The 22,979-nt window shown below is 73.9% G+C and carries 19 protein-coding genes and 1 pseudogene; 5 read left to right on the top strand and 15 right to left on the bottom strand.

From position 1 onward, the window contains the following. Window positions 1–929 (top strand): annotated as a pseudogene (locus tag Q7T67_RS03135) (hypothetical protein); the annotation flags it as partial. Window positions 930–1,028: 99 nt separating this feature from the next. Here the strand turns inward: Q7T67_RS03135 and Q7T67_RS03130 are convergent. Further along, on the bottom strand, window positions 1,029–3,260 hold the full coding sequence (locus tag Q7T67_RS03130; protein WP_304785895.1) for an O-antigen ligase: 2,232 nt from the start codon (window positions 3,258–3,260) through the stop codon (window positions 1,029–1,031). A 27-nt stretch (window positions 3,261–3,287) separates the two neighbouring features. Between Q7T67_RS03130 and Q7T67_RS03125 the strand changes: the two genes are divergently transcribed. Both Q7T67_RS03125 and Q7T67_RS03120 read left to right on the top strand, forming a co-directional pair. Continuing rightward, window positions 3,288–4,025 (top strand): hypothetical protein, encoded by a 738-nt coding sequence (locus Q7T67_RS03125; protein WP_304785893.1) that lies wholly within the window; start codon window positions 3,288–3,290, stop codon window positions 4,023–4,025. Window positions 4,026–4,521: 496 nt separating this feature from the next. Continuing rightward, the gene (locus Q7T67_RS03120; RefSeq protein ID WP_304785891.1) at window positions 4,522–7,428 is read left to right on the top strand and encodes a vitamin B12-dependent ribonucleotide reductase; all 2,907 of its coding nucleotides are present in this window, start codon (window positions 4,522–4,524) and stop codon (window positions 7,426–7,428) included. Window positions 7,429–7,716: 288 nt separating this feature from the next. Here the strand turns inward: Q7T67_RS03120 and Q7T67_RS03115 are convergent, their stop codons facing one another. Together Q7T67_RS03115 and Q7T67_RS03110 are read right to left on the bottom strand one after the other, a co-directional pair. After that, the gene (locus Q7T67_RS03115; RefSeq protein WP_304785889.1) at window positions 7,717–7,971 is read right to left on the bottom strand and encodes a DUF2630 family protein; all 255 of its coding nucleotides are present in this window, start codon (window positions 7,969–7,971) and stop codon (window positions 7,717–7,719) included. Window positions 7,972–8,241: 270 nt separating this feature from the next. Then, the gene (locus Q7T67_RS03110; protein WP_304785888.1) at window positions 8,242–8,697 is read right to left on the bottom strand and encodes an Lrp/AsnC family transcriptional regulator; all 456 of its coding nucleotides are present in this window, start codon (window positions 8,695–8,697) and stop codon (window positions 8,242–8,244) included. Window positions 8,698–8,804: 107 nt separating this feature from the next. On the opposite strand from Q7T67_RS03110, the gene ald reads away from it, so the two are divergent. Further along, window positions 8,805–9,941: an alanine dehydrogenase gene (gene ald, locus Q7T67_RS03105; RefSeq protein WP_304785887.1), complete on the top strand. Its 1,137-nt coding sequence runs from the start codon at window positions 8,805–8,807 to the stop codon at window positions 9,939–9,941. Between the two features lie 241 nt (window positions 9,942–10,182). Here ald and Q7T67_RS03100 read toward each other — a convergent pair whose 3' ends face one another. Genes Q7T67_RS03100 through Q7T67_RS03050 form a run of 11 tightly spaced genes read right to left on the bottom strand, consistent with a single transcriptional unit; the run spans window position 10,183 to window position 20,218 of the window. Continuing rightward, on the bottom strand, window positions 10,183–10,614 hold the full coding sequence (locus Q7T67_RS03100; RefSeq protein ID WP_304785885.1) for a (2Fe-2S)-binding protein: 432 nt from the start codon (window positions 10,612–10,614) through the stop codon (window positions 10,183–10,185). A gap of 9 nt (window positions 10,615–10,623) precedes the next feature. Further along, window positions 10,624–11,568, bottom strand: coding sequence for a dihydrodipicolinate synthase family protein (locus tag Q7T67_RS03095; RefSeq protein ID WP_304785883.1), 945 nt, complete (start codon window positions 11,566–11,568; stop codon window positions 10,624–10,626). A 10-nt stretch (window positions 11,569–11,578) separates the two neighbouring features. Then, window positions 11,579–12,964: an FAD-binding oxidoreductase gene (locus Q7T67_RS03090; protein ID WP_304785881.1), complete on the bottom strand. Its 1,386-nt coding sequence runs from the start codon at window positions 12,962–12,964 to the stop codon at window positions 11,579–11,581. Continuing rightward, window positions 12,957–14,438, bottom strand: a complete 1,482-nt coding sequence (locus Q7T67_RS03085) for an NAD(P)/FAD-dependent oxidoreductase (protein ID WP_304785880.1) — start codon at window positions 14,436–14,438, stop codon at window positions 12,957–12,959. Before Q7T67_RS03085 ends, Q7T67_RS03090 begins: the two co-directional genes overlap by 8 nt. A gap of 13 nt (window positions 14,439–14,451) precedes the next feature. Further along, window positions 14,452–15,327, bottom strand: a complete 876-nt coding sequence (locus tag Q7T67_RS03080; protein WP_304785879.1) for an ABC transporter substrate-binding protein — start codon at window positions 15,325–15,327, stop codon at window positions 14,452–14,454. A 41-nt stretch (window positions 15,328–15,368) separates the two neighbouring features. Further along, window positions 15,369–16,154 (bottom strand): amino acid ABC transporter permease, encoded by a 786-nt coding sequence (locus tag Q7T67_RS03075; protein WP_304785878.1) that lies wholly within the window; start codon window positions 16,152–16,154, stop codon window positions 15,369–15,371. Next, window positions 16,154–16,984: an amino acid ABC transporter ATP-binding protein gene (locus tag Q7T67_RS03070; protein WP_370695349.1), complete on the bottom strand. Its 831-nt coding sequence runs from the start codon at window positions 16,982–16,984 to the stop codon at window positions 16,154–16,156. Before Q7T67_RS03070 ends, Q7T67_RS03075 begins: the two co-directional genes overlap by 1 nt. Before the next feature lie 52 nt (window positions 16,985–17,036). Next, window positions 17,037–17,786 carry an SDR family NAD(P)-dependent oxidoreductase gene (locus Q7T67_RS03065; protein WP_304785874.1) on the bottom strand — a complete coding sequence of 250 codons (750 nt, stop codon included), beginning with the start codon at window positions 17,784–17,786 and terminating at the stop codon, window positions 17,037–17,039. After that, the gene (locus Q7T67_RS03060; protein WP_304785872.1) at window positions 17,776–18,555 is read right to left on the bottom strand and encodes an SDR family NAD(P)-dependent oxidoreductase; all 780 of its coding nucleotides are present in this window, start codon (window positions 18,553–18,555) and stop codon (window positions 17,776–17,778) included. The genes Q7T67_RS03065 and Q7T67_RS03060 overlap by 11 nt, the downstream gene beginning before the upstream one ends. Continuing rightward, window positions 18,552–19,328, bottom strand: coding sequence for an SDR family NAD(P)-dependent oxidoreductase (locus Q7T67_RS03055; protein WP_304785870.1), 777 nt, complete (start codon window positions 19,326–19,328; stop codon window positions 18,552–18,554). The genes Q7T67_RS03060 and Q7T67_RS03055 overlap by 4 nt, the downstream gene beginning before the upstream one ends. After that, the gene (locus Q7T67_RS03050) at window positions 19,325–20,218 is read right to left on the bottom strand and encodes a TIGR03619 family F420-dependent LLM class oxidoreductase (protein WP_304785868.1); all 894 of its coding nucleotides are present in this window, start codon (window positions 20,216–20,218) and stop codon (window positions 19,325–19,327) included. Before Q7T67_RS03050 ends, Q7T67_RS03055 begins: the two co-directional genes overlap by 4 nt. A 168-nt stretch (window positions 20,219–20,386) precedes the next feature. Between Q7T67_RS03050 and Q7T67_RS03045 the strand changes: the two genes are divergently transcribed. After that, window positions 20,387–21,343: a VOC family protein gene (locus Q7T67_RS03045; protein WP_304785866.1), complete on the top strand. Its 957-nt coding sequence runs from the start codon at window positions 20,387–20,389 to the stop codon at window positions 21,341–21,343. Between the two features lie 76 nt (window positions 21,344–21,419). Here Q7T67_RS03045 and Q7T67_RS03040 read toward each other — a convergent pair whose 3' ends face one another. Continuing rightward, on the bottom strand, window positions 21,420–22,922 hold the full coding sequence (locus Q7T67_RS03040; protein WP_304785864.1) for an APC family permease: 1,503 nt from the start codon (window positions 22,920–22,922) through the stop codon (window positions 21,420–21,422). Between the last annotated feature and the right edge of the window lie 57 nt (window positions 22,923–22,979).

The following is a 22,979-nucleotide window of genomic DNA, read 5'->3' as shown; positions in this document are numbered from 1 at the left end:
CCGAGGCGGATCGCCGCGCCGCCGAGGCCGACGGGCGCGCCGCGTCCGCCGAGCGCGTGGCCGCCGAGGCCGAGCAGGCCCGGGAGGACGCCGAGGAGCGGGTCCTCGGGGCCCAGGAGCGCACGGAGTCCGCCGAGCGCGCCGCCCAGCGGTCCCTGGAGTCCGCCGCGGCGTCCGAGGCGCGCGCGACCGAGCGCGAGGCCGAGGCCGAGAACCGCGTCGTCGTCGAGACCGCCCGCGCCGACGAGCGGATCCGCGAGCACCGCACCGAGATGGACGCGCGGCTGGCCGAGCTGCAGGGCACCGTCAACGACACCCGCCACGAGGCCGAGATCGCCCACCGGGCGCAACAGGCCGCCGAGGCCGTCGCGCAGGCCGCCGAGGAGCGCGCCGCCGAGGCCGTCCGGCGTGCGCAGACCGCCGACGGCCGGATCCTCGACGTCACCCGGCGTGCCGAGGCCTCCGTCGCCGAGGCCGAGCAGCGGGCCCAGTCCGCCGAGGCGCGGGCCCGCCGCGCCGAGGAGCGCGCCGCGCAGGCCGCCGAGCGCACCGAGATCGCCGCGCACGAGGCCGAGGACGCCGGGCGGCGCCTGGACAACGCCGCGGCGTGGATCGCCGACCTCGAGCGTCAGCTGGCCGACGCCCCCGTCTCGCATCCGCGCGGCCACGAGCTGAACCAGAAGCTCGAGGCGGCCGTCGCCGAGCGTCACCGCCTCGCCCGCGAGCTCGCCGAGGCGCGCGCCCAGTCCGAGCGCACGATCGAACGCCTGACGGCCGCGCACGCCCGCGAGCTGGACCTCCGGATCCGCGAGCACGACCGCCGCACCGCGGAGGCCGCCGACGCGCAGCGCCGCGTCATCGACGAGCTGAAGGCCGAGCACGAGGACGCCCTGAACCGCGTCCGCGGCCCGGTCGAGCGCGACGCCTGAGGGGGACCGCGGCGCCGCCTGGCGGTGATGGTCGCCGGGACCGACCGTCCGACGGCGGTTCGCGGTGACGGACCGGTGCGTCGCGGCGCCGCCGCGCGCTCAGGGCGCCGTCGTCGCGCCCGGTGTGGCGGTCCCCTGCGGCGTCGTCGTGGTCGCGCCGGCCCCACCCGTCGTCCCCACGGTCCCGGCGACCGTGCCCTCCGGCAGCCGCAGCGGCGTGGCGGTGGCGGTGGGCGAGGCCTCGGGGGGAGCGCGGCGGCCCAGGGCCGCGGCGAGCTGGTTGATCGCCAGCACGCCGTAGGGGTCCAGCGCGACGGCGCGCTTCGCGGCGATCCGCATGCCGGAGCGGTCGGCCAGCGCCCCGCCGACGGAGGCCAGGGCGCTCCACGAGTCCGGGTTGTCGGGCTGGCGGACGGTCTCGCGCAGGGCGAGCCGCCGGGCCTCGAGCAGGTTGCCGCGACGCTCGGCGATGGAGCGCCCGACCTCGAGCGGCTTGAGCCCGAACGGGTCCAGCGCGGCCGCCAGCGCGACGTCGCTCGTGGCGGCCTTCAGCCCCCGCGCGTCGGATCCGCCGGCCAGCCGGTCCTGGGCGTCGGACGCCAGCCGGTCGCCGATCACGGGCGCCACGGTCGCGACGGCGAGGACGAGCGCGACGGCGAGGGTCAGCGTCAGGACCAGCGCGCCGCCGGCCGCCGGGCGCTCCTCCCGGTCCAGCTGCCGGTCGAGCTCCTCGATCGTCGCGGGCGCCACGGTGCCGTCGGCCTCGACCGGGGAGCGGCGCGGGGCCGGGGCGGCCGCCGCGACCCCGAGCGCCGCCAGGATCGGGATCGACACGCCGGGCAGGTCGAAGTGCCAGTCGATGCCGCACTGCACCAGCCAGGCGGCGACGGCCCCCAGGAGCGTGGCCTGGAGCGCGAGCTGCCGCGGGTCGACGCCCTCCTCGCGCATCCGGCGCAGGCGTCGCACGCCCACGCGCACGAGGAGCCACAGCGCCGTGCCGAGCAGGGCGAAGCCGATCACGCCCGTCTCCGCCAGCACCTGCAGCGGCAGGCTGTGGGGCTGGGTGACCTCGGTGGTGTCCTGCCGGTAGCTCTTGCGGATCGTGCCGAAGCCGCTGGGGCCCCACCCCTGCAGGGGACGGTCGGCCCAGGCGCCGACGGCCTCGGCCCACCACCCGGTGCGGTTGGACGAGGAGACCGACAGCAGCCGGTCCGCGCCGGAGACCGGGGCGACCTCGTCGACCGACGCGACGCTGTCGCGCAGGGACGTGGCGGCGGCGCCCGGGCTGCCCTGCGAGACGACGAAGACGCCGGCCCCGACGATCAGCGCCACGAGCCCGACGGCCGCTCCCGCCCGCAGCACCCCGACGGTGCGCCGCGGGTCCCAGGCGACGCGGCGCTCGACCTCTCGCAACGCCAGGGCGATCAGGCCGCCGAGCAGCACCGCGGCGACCAGGCCGCCCAGGACCGCCGCGCGACCGTCCTGCGGGACGACGGCGGAGCCCTCCACCCGACCGGTCCCGGTGATCGACAGCGGGATCGCCGCGACGGCCGCCGCCGCGATCATCGCCGGGAGCCGGAGGCGCGCCGCGCCGGAGGACCACGCGACGACGACGATCCCGACGACGAGCGCCGCGATCGCTCCGCGCGACTGCGAGAGCAGCAGGGTCCCGATCATCGGCGGCACGACCGCTCCGCTGAGGACCCGCCAGGCCACCGGGCGGGCGCCGTCGACGGCCTGGCGCCCGGCGGCGAGCGCGCCGATCGCCGCGACGAGACCCAGCGCGTTCCAGTAGTCCAGGGGCCCGCGCAGGCGGATCGCGTTGTCGAGGCCGCCGATCGTCACGGCGGTGTCGGGCGACAGGCGCGTGACCAGCGCCGCACCGCAGAGCAGGACGCTGCCGCCGATCAGGGCGAGCACCGCGATCAGGCGCGCCGAGGGCGTGATCCGCGCGGCGGCCCCGGCGACGAACACGGCCAGCGCGTAGGCGGCCACGAGCGCGCCCCACGCCACGGAGCGGTCCGGACGGACGCTCCACGCGGTGGCGATCAGCGCCCAGAGGGCGAAGGCGAGCAGCAGGACGATGCCGAGCGCGGCGTCGCGACGCGGGAGCATCCGCCCCAGGCCGCCGGCCACCATCGCGCCGACGGCGACGGAGAGCAGCGCGGTGAGGCAGACCGCGACGGCGGAGGCGGTCTGCCCGTAGCCACCGCCCGCGAACGCGACGCCCGTGCCCACCGCGAGGAGGGCGGCGAGGAGGAGCCCGCCCGGCGAGGGTCGGAGGTCCCGCGCCGCCCGTCCTGCTCGGAGCGTTCGGAGGGCGGCGTGCATTGAGGGGCCCGACGCTACCATCGACCCGTGGTCGTCCGTGTCATCCGTCACCCGCGCCCGACCGGCGCGCCGTCCGCGCTGCGTACGGCGCTCGTCGCGTTCCTGACGGCGCTCGTCCTGCTCGTCCCGGCGGTCGGCGTCGCGACGGCGGACACCTTCGACGACATCTACACGGACTTCCGCAAGACGCAGGAGATCGCGGCCTGCAAGTACACCGTGAAGGAGCTGCGCGACGCGAAGGACCGCCTCGGCAGCGACTCGGAGCAGTACCTCCCGGGCTTCCCCGACGCGCTCGACAAGGCGATCGCGGCCGGCGGCTCCTGCAAGGACGACGCGAAGCCCTCGGGCGGCGGCGGGACGACCACGGGCGCGGCCGGTCCGACGCAGGCGGCCCCGACGACGACCTCGGCCGCGCCCGTGACGACCACCACCTCGACCGCACCGGCGACGACGACCGCCCCGGTCGCACCGGCCCCCACGACCCCGGCCCCCGCCGCGGCGGTGCAGCCGGCCCCGGCCGCGCAGGACGGCATCATCGCCGCCCGCGCCGAGACCCCGACCGACGACGGCCCCGCGGGGTGGACCTGGGCGGTCCTGGCCGCCGCGATCGTCGCGGCGGCTGCCCTGGGCTGGGCGTTCGTCAACGCCACCGGACGCGTCGCGTGGCTGACGCCCTTGGGCCACTCGATGGGTGAGGCCGGCTGGCGGATCGGCCTGCGCTGGGCCGAGTTCCGCGACTGGATGCGGTTCGGCACCGGCCGCTGAGCGCACCGCGGTCCGGACGTCGGACCGCTCCCCGGACGGCATCGGCACGCGGCCCCACCCTCACCGGATCGCCAGTGCCACACTGGCGATCCGGGCGTATCGGCGGGGGAATTCCGTGAGCACGGAGGCCGTTCTCGGACGTTCCGGCACCGGTCCGACGCGGGCGGTCCGTCCGGTCCTCCGGCGGCTCACGGCGTGGACGGTGGACGGTCCGGACATGGCCGTCGGTACGAGTCCGACGCTGGACGGATCGCGGCCGAAATTTCTTTTCGCCGGTGTTTGCAGGCGATCCGATGCGGGTCGGGCTCCGGAGGGCCTCCGGGGCCGCGGTTCCGTCGGCCGTGTGCGTCATGGTGTCCGTCCGTCGCCCCTGTGACTCGTCACGGGAGCCCGGGAACCACCTTCGCCCGGACGGTCCGGCAGCCTCGAAGCAGGCCGCCCCATCGACCTCCGGGAAGCAGCACGGCACGGCAATCCCAGAGGAACGTAGGCAGGCATGGAACCGGCGAACTCGCCCATCATCAGCGACCAGCGAGCCGAGCAGGCGCTCTCGGTCAGTCGCCGGTTCACGACGCCGGGCGTCCACCCGTTCGACCAGGTCGAATGGGAGCTCCGCGACGCCGTCATCGGCAACCCGGAGAAGCCCGCGTTCGTCCAGCGCGGCGTGGAGTTCCCGACCACGTGGTCGCAGAACGCCACCAACATCGTCACGCAGAAGTACTTCCGCGGACAGATCGACACGCCGGCACGCGAGAGCTCCGTGCGGCAGATCGTCGGCCGCGTGGCCGGCACGATCGCCGACTGGGGCCGCTCCCTCGCCTACTTCGCGACGCCGGAGGACGGCGACGCGTTCGAGGCCGAGCTGACGTACATCCTGCTCAACCAGCTCGCCGCGTTCAACTCGCCGGTCTGGTTCAACGTCGGGTTCGAGGAGTCGCCGCAGTGCTCGGCGTGCTTCATCCTCTCCGTCGACGACTCGATGGACTCGATCCTGGAGTGGAACACCAAGGAGGGCCGCATCTTCCGCGGTGGCTCCGGCTCCGGCATCAACCTGTCGAACATCCGCGGCTCGATGGAGCCGCTGTCCAAGGGCGGCACCGCCTCGGGCCCCGTCTCGTTCATGCGCGGCGCGGACTCCTGGGCCGGCACGATCAAGTCCGGCGGCAAGACCCGTCGCGCGGCCAAGATGGTCGTCCTCGACGTCGACCACCCGGACATCCTCGAGTTCGTGCAGTGCAAGGCGAAGGAGGAGGACAAGGCCGAGGCCCTGGCGAAGGCCGGCTTCGACATGTCCATCGACGGTGACGGTTTCACCTCGATCCAGTACCAGAACGCGAACAACTCGGTCCGCGTCTCCGACGACTTCATGCAGGCCGTCGTCGACGACCAGGAGTGGCAGACGACGCCCCGCAACAAGGAGGCCGCCGACGTCGAGACGCCGAGCTTCCGCGCGCGCACGCTCATGAACGAGATCGCGCAGGCCGCCTGGCGCTGCGCCGATCCGGGCATGCAGTACGACACGACGATCAACCGCTGGCACACGTCGCCGAACTCCGGCCGCATCAACGCGTCGAACCCGTGCTCGGAGTACATGCACGTCGACGACTCGGCCTGCAACCTCGCGTCGATCAACCTCATGAAGTTCCGCCGGACGGACGGCACGTTCGACGTCCCGACGTTCGAGCACACCGTCGACGTCCTCCTGCTCGCGCAGGAGATCATCGTCGGGCCGTCGAGCTACCCGACCGAGAAGATCGGCGAGAACGCCCGCCGCTTCCGCCAGCTCGGCCTGGGCTACGCCAACCTCGGCGCCCTCCTGATGTCCAAGGGCATGCCGTACGACTCCGACCACGGCCGCGCCACCGCCGCCGCGATCACCGCCCTGATGACCGGCCGCGCGTACCGCCGCTCCGCGGAGATCTCCGCGGCCATCGGCCCGTTCGAGGCCTACGCCGAGAACCGCGAGCCGCACAACGCGGTCATGCGGATGCACCGCGACGCGTCCTACGAGATCGACGACGTCGACGCCGGCGACGTGCCGCTGCTCAAGGCCGCCCAGCGCTCCTGGGAGGAGGCCGTCGAGCTCGGCGAGCAGCACGGCTACCGCAACGCGCAGGCCACCGTCCTGGCGCCGACCGGCACGATCTCCTTCCTCATGGACTGCGACACGACCGGCATCGAGCCGGACTTCTCGCTCGTCAAGTACAAGGAGCTCGTCGGCGGCGGCAACATGGTCATCGTCAACCGCACGGTGCCGCTGGCGCTGAAGGAGCTCGGCTACTCGCCCGAGCAGGTCGACCAGATCATCGCCTTCACCAACGAGCACGGCACGATCGTCGGCGCCCCGGGCCTCAAGGACGAGCACCTCTCGGTGTTCGACGTGGCCGTCGGCGCCCGCGCGATCACGCACATGGGCCACATCAAGATGATGGGCGCCACGCAGCCGTTCCTCTCGGGCGCGATCTCGAAGACGGTCAACATGCCCAAGACCGCCACGGTCGAGGACATCGCCGAGGCCTACACCGAGGCCTGGCGCCTGGGCGTCAAGGCGCTGGCCATCTACCGCGACGGCTCCAAGACCGCGCAGGCCCTGCGCACGGACGCGCAGGACGACGACGTCGTCGCCCAGGAGCAGGTCGACGAGATCGTCGCCAAGGCCGTCGGCGTCGCCGTCGCCGAGGCCGAGACCCGCCTGCGCGCCGAGCTCGGCCCGCAGCGCCGTCGCATGCCGCGCGAGCGCCAGTCGATCACGCACAAGTTCTCGATCGGCGGCCACGAGGGCTACATCACCGCCGGCAAGTACGAGGACGGGTCCGTCGGCGAGATCTTCCTCACCGACATCGGCAAGGAGGGCTCCGCCGTCCGCGGCATGATGAACTCCTTCGCCACCTCGGTGTCGATCGCGCTGCAGTACGGCGTGCCGCTCGAGACGCTCGTGCGCAAGTTCGCGTACATGCGCTTCGAGCCGGAGGGGATCACGACCAACCCCGAGATCCCGTTCGCCAAGTCCATGCCGGACTACTTCATGCGCTGGCTCGCCAGCCGCTTCCTGGACGCCGACATCCAGGAGGAGCTCGGCATCCGGACCGACGCCGTGCGCCACCGCCAGAACGCGCAGGACGTCATCTCCGGCGGCGGCGACACCGCCCGCCCGGCGAGCATCGTGCCGACGGCCACCGGCACGCCGGTGACCGGCTCGGCCGGCACGGCGACGCCGCCCGCCGGCAAGCAGGCGCCGCTGAACGCCGCGACGGACACCCCGCCGGTCGTCCCCGCGCGCGTCCAGGCCAAGGGTCCGGACATCGAGCTGGGCCCGGTCTGCGGCGACTGCGGCGGCATGATGCAGCGCACCGGCGCGTGCTACACGTGCTCCAGCTGCGGCAACAACACGGGTTGCGGCTGAGCCGACGCCCCCGGTGACGCGACGTCGCGTCACCACGGTCCGGCGCCCGAGCGGCGACGGACCCGAGCAGGACCACGACGGGCGCCGAGAGGCGCCCGTCGCGCGTCCGGGCCGACGCGCCCCTCGGTTCCGGCGCGCCCGCTCGTCGCGGTTGCGGGCCCGGGCCCGGGCCGCGACGGCCACGCGTCCTGGGTCGCGGCTTCCGCGCGCGGGCCGAGCCCGGCCCGCGACGGCTACGCGTCCTGGGTTGCGGCGTCCGCGCGCGGCCCAGGCCCTGACCGCGACGGGCTACTGCCAGTAGCGCTCGATGGTCTCCGGCGAGCGTGGCGCGGCGCCCTCGGGGTCCTCGCCGGCCTCGGCGAGCGCCCGACGCTGGCGCAGGTAGTCCCAGAGGACCTCGAGGTCGACGCGGATCTCCTCGATCCGCGCGGCGTCCTGCGCGAGCGTCGGATCGGGCTCCGGCTCCCCCTCGCGCTCGCGCAGGCGGTGCTGCTCCTGCTCGAGCGTCTCGATCTGGTTCTGGATCTCTGCGTCGGTGGGCATGGACCGAGGGTCGCAGACCCGCACCACGGGGCGGTCGCGACTGGGTCCGCAACGCCGCGAGTCCCTCGTCGGGGCTCGTCGGGGACCTGCACCACCCGTCGAGCCTGCCGTTCCCCGGTCGACTTCGGCACCGGAGGCACGGCAGACGTGCGCGTACCGCCAACCTGCCCGGAGCGGTAGACGACCTCGGCGTCCCGAGCATGTTCCGACGATCTCGCCGAGGGCCGGGGCAGTGCCCACGAGCGCCGCCACGAGCGCCGGCGCTCGTGGTCAGCCCACCGCCTGCCGCCCCGGCGGCGGGTCCAGGCGGTCGGTCCGGAGCGCGCGCATCACGACGCGCGTCTCGGTCTGCGCCACGCCCGCACCGGTGCGGATCGCGCGGACCGTGCGGTCGAGGTCCTCCGCGTCGCGGCAGGCCAGGCGCAGGACGTAGTCGAAGCGGCCGGTGACGAAGACGACCTCGCGGACGCCCGGCAGACGGGCGGCGCGGCGCTCGAACTCCTCGGGCTCGGCGGCGGGGAGCAGGCGGACGTCGAGGATCGCGTCGAAGCCGCGGCCCAGGCTCTCCAGGTCGACCTGGGCGCGGTAGCCACGGATGACGCCGGCGCGCTCGAGGCGCCGGACGCGGTCGGCCGCACCGTTGGCGCTGAGGCCGACGGCGGCGCCGAGGCTGGCGTACGACGCCCTGCCGTTCTCGACGAGGAGACCGAGGATTCGGAGGTCCACGTCGTCCGGGGCTGCGGGTTTCACGGAGTTCGTCCCATTCGCTGGCGTTCTGTGGAGGGTCCCCGAGGATGGGGGCAATCGCAACCCGCATCACCCCAGGAGCACCCATGAGGATCGGCGTCCCCACCGAGATCAAGACCGAGGAGCACCGCGTGGCGCTCACGCCCGCGGGCGTCCGCGAGCTCGTCGAGCACGGCCACGAGGTCGTCGTGCAGCGGGGCGCGGGCGTCGGCTCCGCGATCCCCGACCCCGCCTACGTCGAGCAGGGCGCGACGATCGTCGACGACGCCGCGGCCGTCTTCGCGGGCGCGGACATGATCGTCAAGGTCAAGGAGCCACAGGCCTCCGAGGTCGCGCTCCTGGAGCCCCGCCACACGCTCTTCACGTACCTGCACCTGGCCCCCGCGCCCGAGCTGACGCAGGGCCTGATGGACTCCGGCGCCACCTGCATCGCCTACGAGACGGTCACCGACGACCGCGGCGGCCTGCCACTGCTGGCGCCGATGAGCGAGGTCGCGGGCAAGATCGCCACGCAGGCCGGCGCCTTCGCGCTGCAGAAGGCCGCCGGCGGCCGCGGCATCCTCCTGGGCGGCGTCCCGGGCGTCCGTTCGGGACTGGTCGTCGTCATCGGCGGCGGCGTCGTCGGCGTCAACGCGGCGCTGGTCGCCAAGGGCATGGGCGCCGACGTGCTGGTGCTGGACCGCAACATCGACCGCCTGCGCGAGCTCGACCTGCTGCTCGGCGACGGCGCCTCGAGCGTCCACTCCTCCACGCTCGCGATCGAGGAGCTCCTCCCCCAGGCCGACCTCGTCGTCGGCGCGGTCCTCGTGCACGGCGCGAAGGCCCCGCACGTCATCACCCGCCAGCAGCTCGGTCTGATGAAGCCCGGCGCGGTGCTCGTCGACGTCTCCATCGACCAGGGCGGCTGCTTCGAGACTTCCCGCCCGACGACCCACACCGAGCCGACCTACGAGGTCGACGGCGTGACGCACTACTGCGTCGCCAACATGCCCGGAGCGGTCCCCGTCACGTCGACTCGCGCGCTGACCAACGCGACGATGCCCCACGTCGTCCGGCTGGCCGACCTCGGCGCCGTCGAGGCGCTGCGCGCCGACCGCCACCTGCTTGCCGGCCTGAACGTCGCCGGCGGCAAGGTCACCTACGCCCCGGTCGCGCTGGACCAGGGCCGCGAGGCCGTCGACCCGCTCGTCGCTCTCGACGCGCTGTCGACCGCCGCGGCCTAGCGGCTCCGCCCCGCGGGGGCCGGTCGCGATCACGACGCTCCGAGCGTCGGGCCCGCGACCAGGCCCCGCGGCTGGGGTGCCCCGGGCCGACGTGGTCGTGCTTCCGCCGCCCACGGCGATGGAATCGCGACCAGGTCCCGCGGATGGGGCGCGCCCGACCGACGTGGTCTCGATCACGACGCCCACGGCGAAGGACCCGCGACCAGGCCCGCCGGCGCGGGTGCACCGCACCGCGCGGGCCTCAGACCGCGGCCGGCCCGAAGCCGGCCTGGTGCTCGACGGTCATGCCGTCGGTCACCCAGGCCATGCAGGTGCGCGTGTTGGGCACGCCGTCGACCACGGCCAGGCAGTCGAAGCAGACGCCCATGCCGCAGAAGACGCCACGGGGGTCGCCGCCGCGGGTGCGGCGCAGGGCCGCGGGGCCCTCGGCGATCAGGACCGCGGCGACGCTCTCACCCAGGTGGGCGCGGACCGACCGGCCGTCGATCGTGATCGAGACCTCGGGCCCGCGGTCCAGCGCGGCACCCAGGGCCGGGCGGGCCGCGAAGCCCGCGACCCCGCCCGAGCGCGCGCGACGGTCCGATCCGGTGCCGGAGCGGCCGGCGCCGGACGCACCGCGGGACGGCGACGCGGCCGCCCCACCCCGCCGGTTCTGCCTGACCGAGAAGCCCACGATCCGGTCCTACGCCGCGGCGTCGGCGGTCTGCAGCAGACCCTCGTCGACGAGCACGGCGCGCATGGCGTCGAGGGCCTCGGGGTCGGTCACGGGCAGACGCGGGCGGCGGACCTCGCCGGTCGGCTGGCCGAGCATGCCCATCAGGACCTTCAGCTGGGACTGGTACGCGCCCCAGTGGCCGGCCCAGCCGCCCGGCAGCCAGAGCTTCGGGAACAGGCGGTCCGAGCGCCTGGCGTGCTCGAGCGGACCCTCGGTCTCGCCGCGCCAGTGCGCCTCCCAGAACTCCGGGTCGGGCCGGCCGAACAGCGAGCCGCCGCCGATGGTGCCGTCGCCGCCGGTCTCGCGGAGGACGTCGAACCCGCGCTCGGTCATGAACGGGCCGAAGACGCGGATGCGGCCGATCACGGCGCGCACCGTCGCGTAGAACTGCTCGGCGTCCGGGGTCGAGTCCTTCAGCGCGACGACGTTCTCGACGTCCGCCAGGCGAGAGGCCAGCTCGGTGCCGATGTCGACGCTCGTGCCGTGCGGCCAGTTGTAGACGACGATCGGACCGTCGACCAGCGCCGAGAGGTCCTCGTAGAACTGGACGATCTCGTCCGGGAAGGGCTTGGCGTACGGCGGCGGGGTCACCGCGACGGCCGAGGCGCCGTGGCCGAAGGCGTGGTTGGCGAGCTCGGCCGCGGCGACCGCGGTGTAGGCGGTGCAGCCGACGAACACGGTCAGGCGGCCGGCGGCCTGCGACAGCGCGGTCTCGGCGACGAGGCGCCGCTCGTCGTCGGTCTGCGCGAACCACTCGCCGCAGGTGCCGTTGACCATGATCCCGTGCATGCCCTGGTCGACGTAGTGGTCGACGAGGTCGCGGATCGCCTGCGTATCGACGGAGCCGTCGGCGGCGAAGGGGGTGATGAAGGCGGGGAAGTAGCCCTGGAAGTCGACGCTGTCGCGGTCCATTGCAGGCTCCTTACGGGGTGGTGGTGGACGGGGCGACCGACGGGGCGCGGTGCATCGCGCGGTCCACGTCGTAGTCGCCGGGGAAGGGATCGTGGTCGCCGGGGGCGGTCATCCGCTCCGCGAGCTGCCGCGCCAGGAGGGGGGAGAGCGTGAAACCCGTCGAGGCGATGCAGGCGTGGTAGCCGGGCACCAGCGACGACTCGCCGACGACGGGCGAGAGGTCGTCGGTGAAGACGATGACCCCCGACCACGTGCGGACGACGCGGACGTCGGCCAGGAGCGGCATGACGCGCAGGGCGACGGCGGTGTTGCCCGCGGCGCTCTCCCAGGCGGTCGGGTAGCGCCGGGGCGGCGGTGCCGCCGGCGTGGGCCAGCCGCCACCGATGATGAAGGTGTCGGCGGAGGACTGCTTCAGCGTCAGGCGACGGCCGATGTGCTGGACCATCGGCTCGAGGACGCGGGCGCGCGGCTCGGTGACGTTGACGTGCAGGCCCTCGCGGCGGACGGGCAGCTTCAGGCCGGCCAGGCGGCCGAGCTCGCCGGCCCACGCGCCGGCGCAGTTGACGATCCGCCTCGCCCGGACGACGCCGTCGGACGTGCGGACCGTGAACGGCAGCGTGGCGCCGGGCTCGTGCTCCAGGCCCAGGACGGCGGCGTGCGTCCGGATGCGGGCGCCGTGCTCCGAGGCGCGCAGGGCGTAGAGCGGCGCGGAGATCAGCGGGTTCGCGTGGCCCTCCTGCGGGCACCAGGACGCGCCGGCGAGGTCGGGCGCGAGGTACGGCGCGCGGCGGCGCAGCTCGTCGCCGTGGACGACCTCCGTGACGATGCCGGCCTGCTGCTCGAGCTCGCGCTTGTCGTGGAGGACCTGCAGCTGCTCCGCGGTCTCGGCGACCATCCAGCCGCCGGTGATGTGGACCCCGAGGTCGGCGTCGAGCTCCTGGTCCAGCGTGCGCCACATCTCGTAGGCCTCGAGGTTCAGCGCGGCCTCCGTCAGCAGCCGGTCCGTGTCCGCCGCGGCCGAGCCGGTGGCCGGCAGCTGGTGGATCGCCAGCTGGATGTGGAACGAGCCGGCGTTCGTGCCCGACGCCTCGCGGTTGAGGTCCGCGCGGTCGAGCAGCAGGACCTCGGTCCCCGCCTTGGCGAGGTAGTACGCCAGCGCGGTGCCGGCGATGCCGCCGCCGACGACCACGACGTCGGTCTCGGCCGGCAGCGGCTCGCTCGTGCGGTCGCGCGAGAGCCACGTCGGCAGGACCTGCCCCTCGGCGAGGCCGTGGTCCTCCCCCGCGGCGACCGGCACCCCGGCGTCGGCCGCGGCCCCGGCGACGCCGTGCCCGGCCGTCCGCGGCTCCTCGTGCGTCCCCGTCCCGTCCGGCGCCCCGGCCCCGTGCTCAGACATCCGACAGCTCCCCGGCCGGCACGTCCGCATCGGCGTCGGTGCGGGTGAAGAGGGTCTTCCCGGTCACGGTCTCGTCGGCGATGCTCGCGATCGACGTCGGCCGGGCCGGCATGCGCGGCGTGGCGAACGACGCGGCGGTCATCGGCACGCCGTGGCGGCGGGAGATCATCGCCGCGACCTGCCGCTGGCAGTTGCGGCCCTGACAGAAGCCCATGCCCGCGCGGGTCATGCCCTTCACGACGTTGATGTCGGCCGTCGTCTCCACGATGGCGTCCAGTTGCGAGCGGCGGACCTCCTCGCAGCGACAGACGACGGTGTCCGCGTCCGGCAGGTCGTAGACGCCGGGCCCGACGTGGTGCATGCGGTTCAGGGCGCGGCCGAGATCGCGGCGCTGGCCGACCCGCCGCAGCGGTCCGCGGACCGCCGCAGCGGCGTGGTCGGCGGGGAGCGCACCGAGGTCCAGCGCGGCGGTCAGGCCGGCGATGCGGCCCTCCTCCACCGCGACGGCGGCGCCCTCGACGCCCGTCCCGTCACCGGCGGCGAAGACGTCGTCGACCGTGGTGCGCATCCCGTCGTCGACGCGGACGACCGGTCCGCCGAGGTGCTCGTCGTAGCCGAGCTCGCAGCCGGCCAGGCGCAGGAGCTCCATCGACGGGATGAAGCCGTAGCCGACGCAGAGCGTGTCGACCTCGACGGTCTGCTCCGTGCCCCGCACGACGTTCCACTCGCGGTCGACGGCGGCGTGGACGACCCGCTCGACGCGGTCGGTCCCCTCGGCGCGCACGACGATCCGGCCGTAGCGCAGCGGGATGCGGTGCTTCAGCAGGCCGGTGCGGTAGCGGTAGGCGTCGGTCAGGAGGGTGCGGTTGCCGCGGCGGGCGCGGGCGATCGCGAGGACGTCGGCGGCCCGCGGGAAGGGGCCGGCGTCGAGGACCTCGACGATGTTCGCGCCGTAGCCGGCCAGCTGGGCCGGGAACGCGAGGGCGACGGGGCCGGCGCCGGCGAAGAGGATGCGCTCGCCCGGCAGCACCCGCTGCGTCTTGATGATCGTCTGCATGCCGCCGGCGGTCATGACGCCCGGCAGGGTCCAGCCGGGGAAGACGACGGGGCGGTCGTGCGCGCCGGGGCAGAGGATGAGCTTGGAGGCCCGCACCGCGCGGGCGGGGGCGCCGTCCTCCACGAGGACGACGCGGTCCTGCTCGATGGCCACGACGCTCGTGCGCAGGTGCACGGTCGCGCCGGTGGCCCGGAGCGCGTCGATGGCCTCGCGGCCGTCGCGGTAGTCCTGACCCATGGCCTCCGGGTCGCGGACGACGAACCCCGGGCCGGGCTGCTTCCAGATCTGCCCGCCCAGGGTCACGCGCTCGTCGACGAGCGCGACCTCGAGCCCCGCCTCCGCCGCGGCGCGGGCCGCGGCCAGACCGGCCGGGCCCCCGCCGACGACGAGGACGTCGTGGTGCTCTTCGTCGCGCATCGTCACCTCGGGATCAGCAGCCGGACGGCATGTCGGGGAACTCCGTGACCTGGAAGTTCTTCTTGTAGATCGTGGCGAGCGTGCCGTCGTTCTGCGCCTTGCAGAGGAACGTGTCCAGGCGCTTGACCAGCGCGGAGTTGCCCTTCTGCACGCCGTAGGAGCCGTACTGGACGTCGAGCGGCTTCGGGAAGGCGGCCTTCTGGACCTGGTCCGGGTTGGCCTTCTCGTACCGCGCGAGGATGTAGTCCTCCAGCACGCTGGCCTTCGCGCGCTTCGTCGCGACCTGCAGCAGGGCGGCGTTCTGCTCGGAGAAGCCGGTGACCTTGGCCTTCGGGAACGTCTTCTTCGCCAGCGTCTCGCCGGTGGAGCCCTGCAGCGCCGTGAACGTCGTGTCCGACGTGTTGAACGCGTCGATCGTGCCCGGGGTCGTGTCGCCCTTGGCCGTCGCGACGACCAGGGCGTACGGGACGTACCCGCGGCTGAAGTCGATGGCGTTCTTGCGCTCCGGGGTCGGCGACAGGCCGACGGAGACGAGGTCGAACTTCTTCGCCTGCAGGCCCGGGATCAGGCCGTTGAAGTCGAGGTTCTCGATCTTCAGCTTCAGGCCGAGGTCCTTGGCCAGCGCGTTGAGGAGGTCGACGTCGTAGCCGGCGGGCTTGCCGTCCTTGAGGTACATCTCCGGCTCGAACTGGAGGTTCATGCCGACGGTCAGCGTGCCCGGCGTGTTCAGGCCGAGGTCCGCGGTCGCGCCGGAGCCCGCCGCGTTGGCGGAGCCCGAGTCGTCCTCGGAGGAGGAGCCGCAGGCGGCGAGGGTCAGGGCCGCGCCGATCGTGGCAGCGGTCATCGTGGCCCGGCGGACGCGCCGACGAAGCCGTGAGTTCTGGGTCATGGTGGGTCCTTGGGTGGGGTGGGACGCGGGTGAGCCGGAGCTCACGTCGCGGTGCTCGGCCGCACGGGCGGCTGGGCGTCGATGAGGGCTTGGATCCGGCGCTGCTTGCGGCCGCGGAGACCGCGGGAGAGCGCGCCGTTCGGCGGGGTGTCGAGCGTGCGCTCGGCGAGCCGGAAGAGGAAGTCGAGGACGAACGCCACGAAGACGTAGAGCGCGGCCGCGGCGGTGTAGAGGACGAAGGGCTGGAACGTCTCGGCCACCAGGTTCTGGGTGACGCGGACGACCTCGAGCAGACCGATGACCGTGAAGGTCGACGTGTCCTTGACCATGCCGATGAACATGTTGCCGACGTTCGGGAGGGCGATCTTCGTCGCCTGCGGCAGGGTGATCGAGAAGAAGATGCGCACCGGCTTCATGCCCAGCGCGAGGCCGGCCTCCTTCTGGCCCTTCGGGATGGCGTTCAGCGCCGAGCGGAAGATCTCCGCCAGGAACGCGCTGTAGAGCAGCGAGAGCGCGATGACGCCGGCCTGGAAGACCGAGAAGGAGATGTCGAGGACGAGCGCCAGGCCGAAGTAGACCCAGATGACGCTGACCAGCGCCGGGACGCCGCGGAAGACGTTGATGTAGATCGCGGCGATCCACGAGAAGGGCGCGCGGCCCATGCGGACGAGCGCCAGGCCCATGCCCAGGACCATCGAGATGATCAGGGCGACGAACGACACCTCGAGGGCGGTCAGCAGCCCGTTGAGCAGCATCGACCGGTTGTCCCAGACGATGCCCCAGTCGTACTGGGACGCGGCGGTGGGGAGGGAGAGGAGGGTGGACATCAGAGGACCGCCGAGATGAACTTCTGGGTGCGGGGGTTGTGGCACTCGTCGAAGAAGCCGCGGGGGCCGGTCTCGACCACCACGCCGTCCTCCATGAACACGTTGAGGTCGCCGATCTCGCGGGCGAAGCCGAGCTCGTGGGTGACGATCACCATCGTCATGCCGAGCTCCGCGACCTCGCGCATCGTCGAGAGGACCTCGCCGACGAGCTCGGGGTCCAGCGCCGAGGTCGGCTCGTCGAAGAGCAGGACCTCGGGGTCGAGCGTCAGCGCGCGGGCGATCGCCACGCGCTGCTGCTGACCACCGGAGAGCTGGCCGGGGAAGTGGGCGGCGCGGGGCAGCAGTCCCACGCGACGCAGGGCGTCGGCGGAGCGCTGCTCGGCCTCGTCGCGCTTGACGCCGCGCACGGAGCGCAGCGGCAGGCAGACGTTCTCCAGCGCCGTGAGGTGCGGGAAGAGGTTGAACGACTGGAAGACCATGCCGACGGAGCGGCGCAGGTCCAGCGGCTTGCCCTTCTTGACGTCGCCCTCGCCGGGGAGGCCCGGGCCGTACTCGACGCCGGCGACCTTCAGCGACCCGGAGGTCGGCGGCTCGAGCAGGTTGATGCTCCGCAGGACGGTCGACTTGCCCGAGCCGGAGGGCCCGAAGACGACGACGTGCTCGCCCTTGTGGACCTGCAGGTCGATGCCCTTGAGGACCTCGAGGTCGCCGAAGGACTTGCGGATCTGGCGGAGCTCGACGACGGGCGGGCCGGAGGGGCGGTGCGCGGGGGCGCCGGCGCTCTCGGGGCTGTCGTGCTGGGTGGGAGGCACGGTGGTGGCTGCTCTCATTCGGGGAGGTCCGAAGGGTCGGTGGGTGGGAGGCGCGGGCCGGTGGGCCGGCTCACGCCAGCCAGCCGCCGTCGACGACGAGGACGTGGCCGGTGACGTACGACGCGGCGTCGGAGGACAGGTAGGCGACGGCGTCGCCGATCTCCTCCGGACGACCGAGCCGTCCGACGGGGATCTTCGACTCCGCCAGCGAGGCGAAGCCCTCCGCGGTGAGGAGGGGCCGGGTCAGCTCGGTCTCGAGCGTCCCCGGTGCCACGCCGTTGACGCGGACGCCGGACCTGGCGACCTCCTTCGCCGCCGCCTGGGTGATCATCCTGACCGCCGCCTTCGACGTGTCGTAGACGGTCATGTCGGTGGTCGACGCGGTGAAGGACGAGGTCGAGCAGACGTTGACGACGCTGCCCGTCCCCCGCGGGACCATGGCGCGCAGCGCCGCCTGGACGAGGAAGAAGGTACCGCGGACGTTGACGTTCATCAGCCGGTCGTAGGTCGCCGGGGTGACCTCGCCGATCGGGGCCGAGAACGCGAGCGCGGCGTTGTTGACGACCGTGCTGAGCGGGGTCTCGGCGTCGACGGCGGCCAGCACGGCGGCGGCGGCCTCGACGTCCGCGACGTCGATCGCGACGCTGCTCGCCGACAGGCCGGCGTCCCGGAGCTCGGCCGCGGTGGCGGCGGCGAGCTCCTCCTGCAGATCGGCGATGACGACGTGGTCGCCGCGGCGGGCCAGGACGGTCGCGATGCCCCGGCCGATGCCGCGGGCACCGCCGGTCACCAGGGCGGTGGGGCGCGGGTCAGCGCACATAGGAGGCTCCGTTGAGGTCGATGGTGCCGCCGGTGAGGCTCGGGGCCGCATCGGTGGCGAGGAAGGCGATGAGGTCGGCGACCTCGGAGGGCTCGACGCGGCGGCCCATCGCCAGGCCGGCGTCGACGGCGTCGGAGCCGCCCCGGCCGGCGTCGGACGTGGCGGCCATCTCCGTGCGCACGACGCCGGGCGCGACGACGTGGACGCGGATCCCGTCGCGGGCGTGGTTGCGGGCGACGGTCTGGGCGAGGCTGCGGATCGCGGCCTTCGAGGCGGCGTAGGCGGTGAGCTCCGGCAGGCGCGAGCCCTGCTGCGCCGCCCAGCTGGACAGCACGACGATCGTGCCGCCGCCGTGCGCGATGAAGTGGGCGACGGCCTCGCGGATCAGCGCGGCCGGCTCGAGGACGTTGACGCGCATCGCCTGCTCCCAGCCGGCGTCCCAGGCCCGGTCGTCGCCGTCCATCGGCGTCTGCGGCAGCGCGGCGGCGTTGACGACGAGGACGTCGACCCGGCCCCGCCAGGCGACGGCCTCGCGCCACAGGTCGCGGGCGGCGCCCGGTCGCTCCATGTCGGCCTGCAGGAGCGTCAGCCGGTCGGCCGGGACGGCGGCCAGGGCGGCCGCGGCGTCCTCCTGCGACGTGCGCCAGTGGGCGGCGACGTGGGCGCCGGCCGCACCGAGGGCGGTGGCGGTCGCGGCGCCGATGCCGCGCGAGGCGCCCGTCACGAGGACCGTCCGGCCCTGCAGGGCGTCGGGGTGCAGGACGCTCATGCGCCGAGTCCGCCGTCGACGGGGAGCAGGTGCCCGGAGATGCCGCCGGCCAGGTCCGAGGCGAGGAAGAGGATCGCGTCGGCGACCTCGGCCTGGGTCGCGATCCGACCCAGGGCGGTCCCGCGGCCGGCGGCCGCGACGGCCTCGTCGACCGAGAGGCCGGTCGTGTCGGTGCGGGACGCCATGCGGGCGCGCAGCGCCTCGGTGGCGATCGGCCCCGGGGCCACCGCGTTGACGCGCACGCCCGCGGGGCCCAGGGAGAGCGCGGCGGAGCGGACGATGCCGACGACCGCGTGCTTGCTCGCCGCGTAGCTCGTGAGGTTGCCGTCGCCGCGCCAGGAGTTCAGGGACGCGACGGCGACGACGGACGCGCCGGCGCTCAGGTGCGGGGCGACGTGCTTGAGCGTCGCGGCGACGCCGCGGGCGTTGACGGCCAGGACGCGGTCGAAGTCGTCGAGGTCGGTCTCGGCGGTCGACGTCCACGCGGGGACGATGCCCGCGGCGGCGACGACCGTGTCGAGGCCGCCGAGCAGGTCGACCGCCGCGGCGACGGCGGCCGCCACCGACGGCTCGTCGCAGACGTCGACGGGCAGGGCGCTCCAGCCCGTCGGCAGCTCGGCGGCGTCCAGGCCCTCCTGCAGGTCGAGCACGACGCCGGTCGCGCCGGCGGCGGCGAAGCGGTGCGCGACCGCGGCACCGATGCCGCGGGCGCCGCCGGTGACGAGCGCGCGTCGGCCGTCCAGGACGGCGGGGATGGCGGGCGTGGCCGTCATGCGGAGACGGTCACCGCGTGGCGGAGGAGGTCGTGGTCGGCCCGCGGGTCGCCGTCGTCGCGGACGACGTCGACGATGATCTCGCCGACGCCGGCGGCGACGAGCTCGGGCAGGTGCTCCGCGACGAGGTCGCAGCGGCCCGCGGAGCCGACGATGCGCAGCACGATCCGCTGCGCCTCGGGGTCCTTGCCCGCCTCGGTGGCGGCAGCACGCATGGTCTCCCGCGCCGCGCGGATCTCGGACGGGTCCAGGGCGTCGGCGTCCTGCTGGGCCAGCCAGCCGTCGCCGATGCGCCCGGCGCGCTTCAGCGCGATCGGCGAGTGGCCGCCGATCAGCAGCGGCACGGGGCGCTCCAGGGCCGGCAGGACGAGGGTGTCGGCGGCCAGCTCGTAGCGCTCCGTGGCGTGCGCGGCCGGGGTGCCGGTCCAGCACTCGCGCATCAGGCCGATCCACTCGGCCATCCGTCCGCCGCGCTTCTCGAAGGGCACGTTCAGCGCGTCGAACTCCTCCTTCAGCCAGCCGGCGCCGACCCCGAGGGTCAGGCGGCCGCCCGAGAGCAGGTCGATCGTCGCGGCCTGCTTGGCGAGCATCACCGGGTTGCGCAGCGGCAGGACGAGGACGGCCGTGCCCAGCGTGGCGCGCTTCGTCGCCGCCGCCATCATGGCCAGCGCGATGATCGCCTCGAAGTACGGGGAGTCGGTGGCCCACGTCGCCTTGCCGTCCGCGGCGAAGGGGTAGTGCGACTCGATCGTGCGGGGCAGGACGACGTGGTCGGAGACCCAGAGCGACTCGAAGCCGGCGTCCTCCAGCGCGGTGGCGGTGGCGGCGATCCCGGCCTCCATGGGCACGGGCCCGGAGTTGGGGACCTTGGCGCCGATGCGCAGGGTCATCGCGACACCCGGCCGGAGACGAGGGCGACGTGGAGTACTCGATCCATTGCGGCGAATCTATGTGACCACGCTCCGCTCGTCAAGCGCACAGTTGTACGCAATGCGAGCACCAGCGTTTGGACACGTGCGCATTGCGTTCACATGCGCGACATGCGAGCATCGCGCACCATGCCCACCTCGCGCACGCACGGGACGCTGATCGGCGTCGACCACATCGGCGTCGGCGTCTCCGACATGGAGCGCTCGCTCGCGTTCTACGGTCGCGTCGGCTTCACCGAGATCGCCTTCGACCACGACGGCCCGCTGCCCGGGCTGGAGGACGTCGCGGGCACCGGGGACGTCTCCGCACGCGTCGTCCTGCTGCGCAGCTCGAACGCGACCGAGCTCGGCCCCGCGTCCATCAAGCTCGTGCACCGCACGGACCGCACCCCGCCCCCGACCCCCGAGGGCCTGGCGTGGGGCGAGCCGGGCATCTGCGAGGTCTGCCTGCACGTCAAGGACCAGCCGGCCATGTACCGGCGGATGCTCGACGAGGTCGGCGCCACCAGCCTGATGGAGCCCGACGAGTCGCTCGTGCCGCCCCTGGACACCCGCTGCTCCATGTCCTACGTCGCCGATCCCGACGGCGCGAAGATCGAGATGATCGACTGGGCCGACCTGCAGCAGGGCTGGCCGGCCGAGCCCGGCTTCCAGGGTGTCAACCACGTCGCCTTCGGCGTGGCCGACATCGAGCGCTCGCGCGACTTCTACCGCGAGCTCGGCTTCACCGGCCAGCTGTTCGAGACCGACGGCGTCCTGGAGTCGATGGACCACTGGTACGCGCCGCGCACCCCGCCGAGCCAGCGCATGATGCTGCTGACCAACCCGCACGGCGGCGGCCTCGAGCCCGTCCAGCACACCCCGCCCTCCCCCGACATGCGCGGCGAGTGGGGGCACGTCGGCCCGTTCGAGTTCGCGATCGGCGCCCGCAACCTCGACCTGGCGCTCGCGCACCTGGACTCCCTGGGCGTCGCGCTGCGCGGCGAGCCGCAGGAGATCGACCTCGGCGGCGGCGCCACCTGGCGCTACGCGTACTTCCAGGACCCCGACGGTCTCTACGTCTGCGTCACCGAGGTGCGGGCGTAGCCCGGGCGCCGGCCGTCCGCCCGGACGGCCGGCGCCCCTGGGGGCCCGCGCGGCCTCCGGGCCGCGCGGCCGGGCCCTACGCCGGGTCGTCGACGAAGACGTGCTCCGTCGCGCGGACCCGATCGGGGTGCACGCGCCACTGGTACGCGGTGTAGACGACGCCCGCCACGACCCACCCGAGGGTGAGGTAGCCCGCGATCTCGAGCGGGTGCGGGAGCGGCGAGACGAACTTGAAGATGCCCGAGCCGATCCCCACCGCGGCCATCAGCACCGGGATCATCACGAGGATCGCCAGGACCGGGACGAGCACGTGCAGCAGCGGGTTGAACCCCGCGGGGCGCGTCCGGACGAAGAAGACCAGGCACGCCAGGCCGACCAGCATGTAGAGCAGGATCGCCATCGCCGACTCGATGGTCCCGAGGAACGCGAAGCCCCCCAGCGGCGTCCCGACCGCGAGACCCACCACGACGGTGACGACGGCGGAGAGGCCCATCAGCGCACCGAGCGCGACGGTCGGGGTCCCGGTGACCGGGTCCACCCGCGCGAAGACCTTCGGCAGGAGCTCGATGCGCGCCATCGCGAAGATGTGCCGCGTCCCGGCGTTCGTCGCGCCGTTGGCGCTCGCGACGCACGAGTTCAGGATCATCACGAGCAGCACGTACCAGCCGCCGTGCCAGACGTCCTTCGCCAGGCCGATCCACGCGTCGCCGCCGTTGGACGCCGGGAACTCGTCGAACCTGGCGGCGCCGAAGTAGGCCGTCGCGGCGTAGGTGCAGAAGAGGATGAAGCCGCCGAGGATCAGCGGCGCGAGGACGGCGACCCGCGCCACGCTCCTCCGGGGGTCCTTGGCCTCCTCCGCCATCGGCACGACGTTCTCGAAGCCGACGAACGCGAAGATCGCGAAGACCATCCCGCCGACGATGCCCGACGTCCCCGCGAAGCCCTCGACGTTCGTGTGGTCCGTCGTGAAGACGGAGAGGGTGTTGCCGTCGCCGGCCTTCACGACGAGCCAGACCGCGAGGACGCCGAGGACGAGGAACTCGACGGCTCCGAGGACGACGCCGACCGTGGTGCTGACGCTCGCGCCGGACCGGCCCACCCGGTAGACGAGCGCCAGGCAGAGCAGCGCCGCGACGATCCATCCGCCGGTGACCGGCGTGCCGATCAGGTCGTGGAGCGTGGTCGACACGAAGTGGCCGAACGGCAGGAACAACGTCGAGGGGAAGACGAGCCAGATGCTCAGGTAGAGCCACGCGACCATCGTGCCGACGGCGGGGTGCAGCCCGTTGGACACGTAGGTGTAGAACCCGCCGGCGGACGGGAAGTGCTTCGCCATCTGCCCGATCGTGGTCCCGACGAGGAGGATGCCGACGGTCGCGAGGACGATCGAGAGGCTGAGCGCCCCGCCGGCGAAGCCCGCCCCGACGATGACGGCGAGCGTGACGCCGAGGCCCGGTCCGGCCGAGGCCAGGGCCTGGAAGAGGACCTCGACGAAGCCGAGGGTCCCTGGACGGAGCTCCGGCCCCGCGGGGCCGGCCGGGCCGGTGGGGACGGGACGGGGTGCTGCTTCGGTGGTCATGGTGTCGCTCCGGGTAGGTGCTCGCATAGCGCACAAGAAAACGCTATGCGCACGCTA

This window comes from Patulibacter sp. (assembly GCF_030655195.1).
Lineage (GTDB): Bacteria > Actinomycetota > Thermoleophilia > Solirubrobacterales > Solirubrobacteraceae > Patulibacter.
This window is presented reverse-complemented; position numbering and strand designations above follow the sequence as displayed.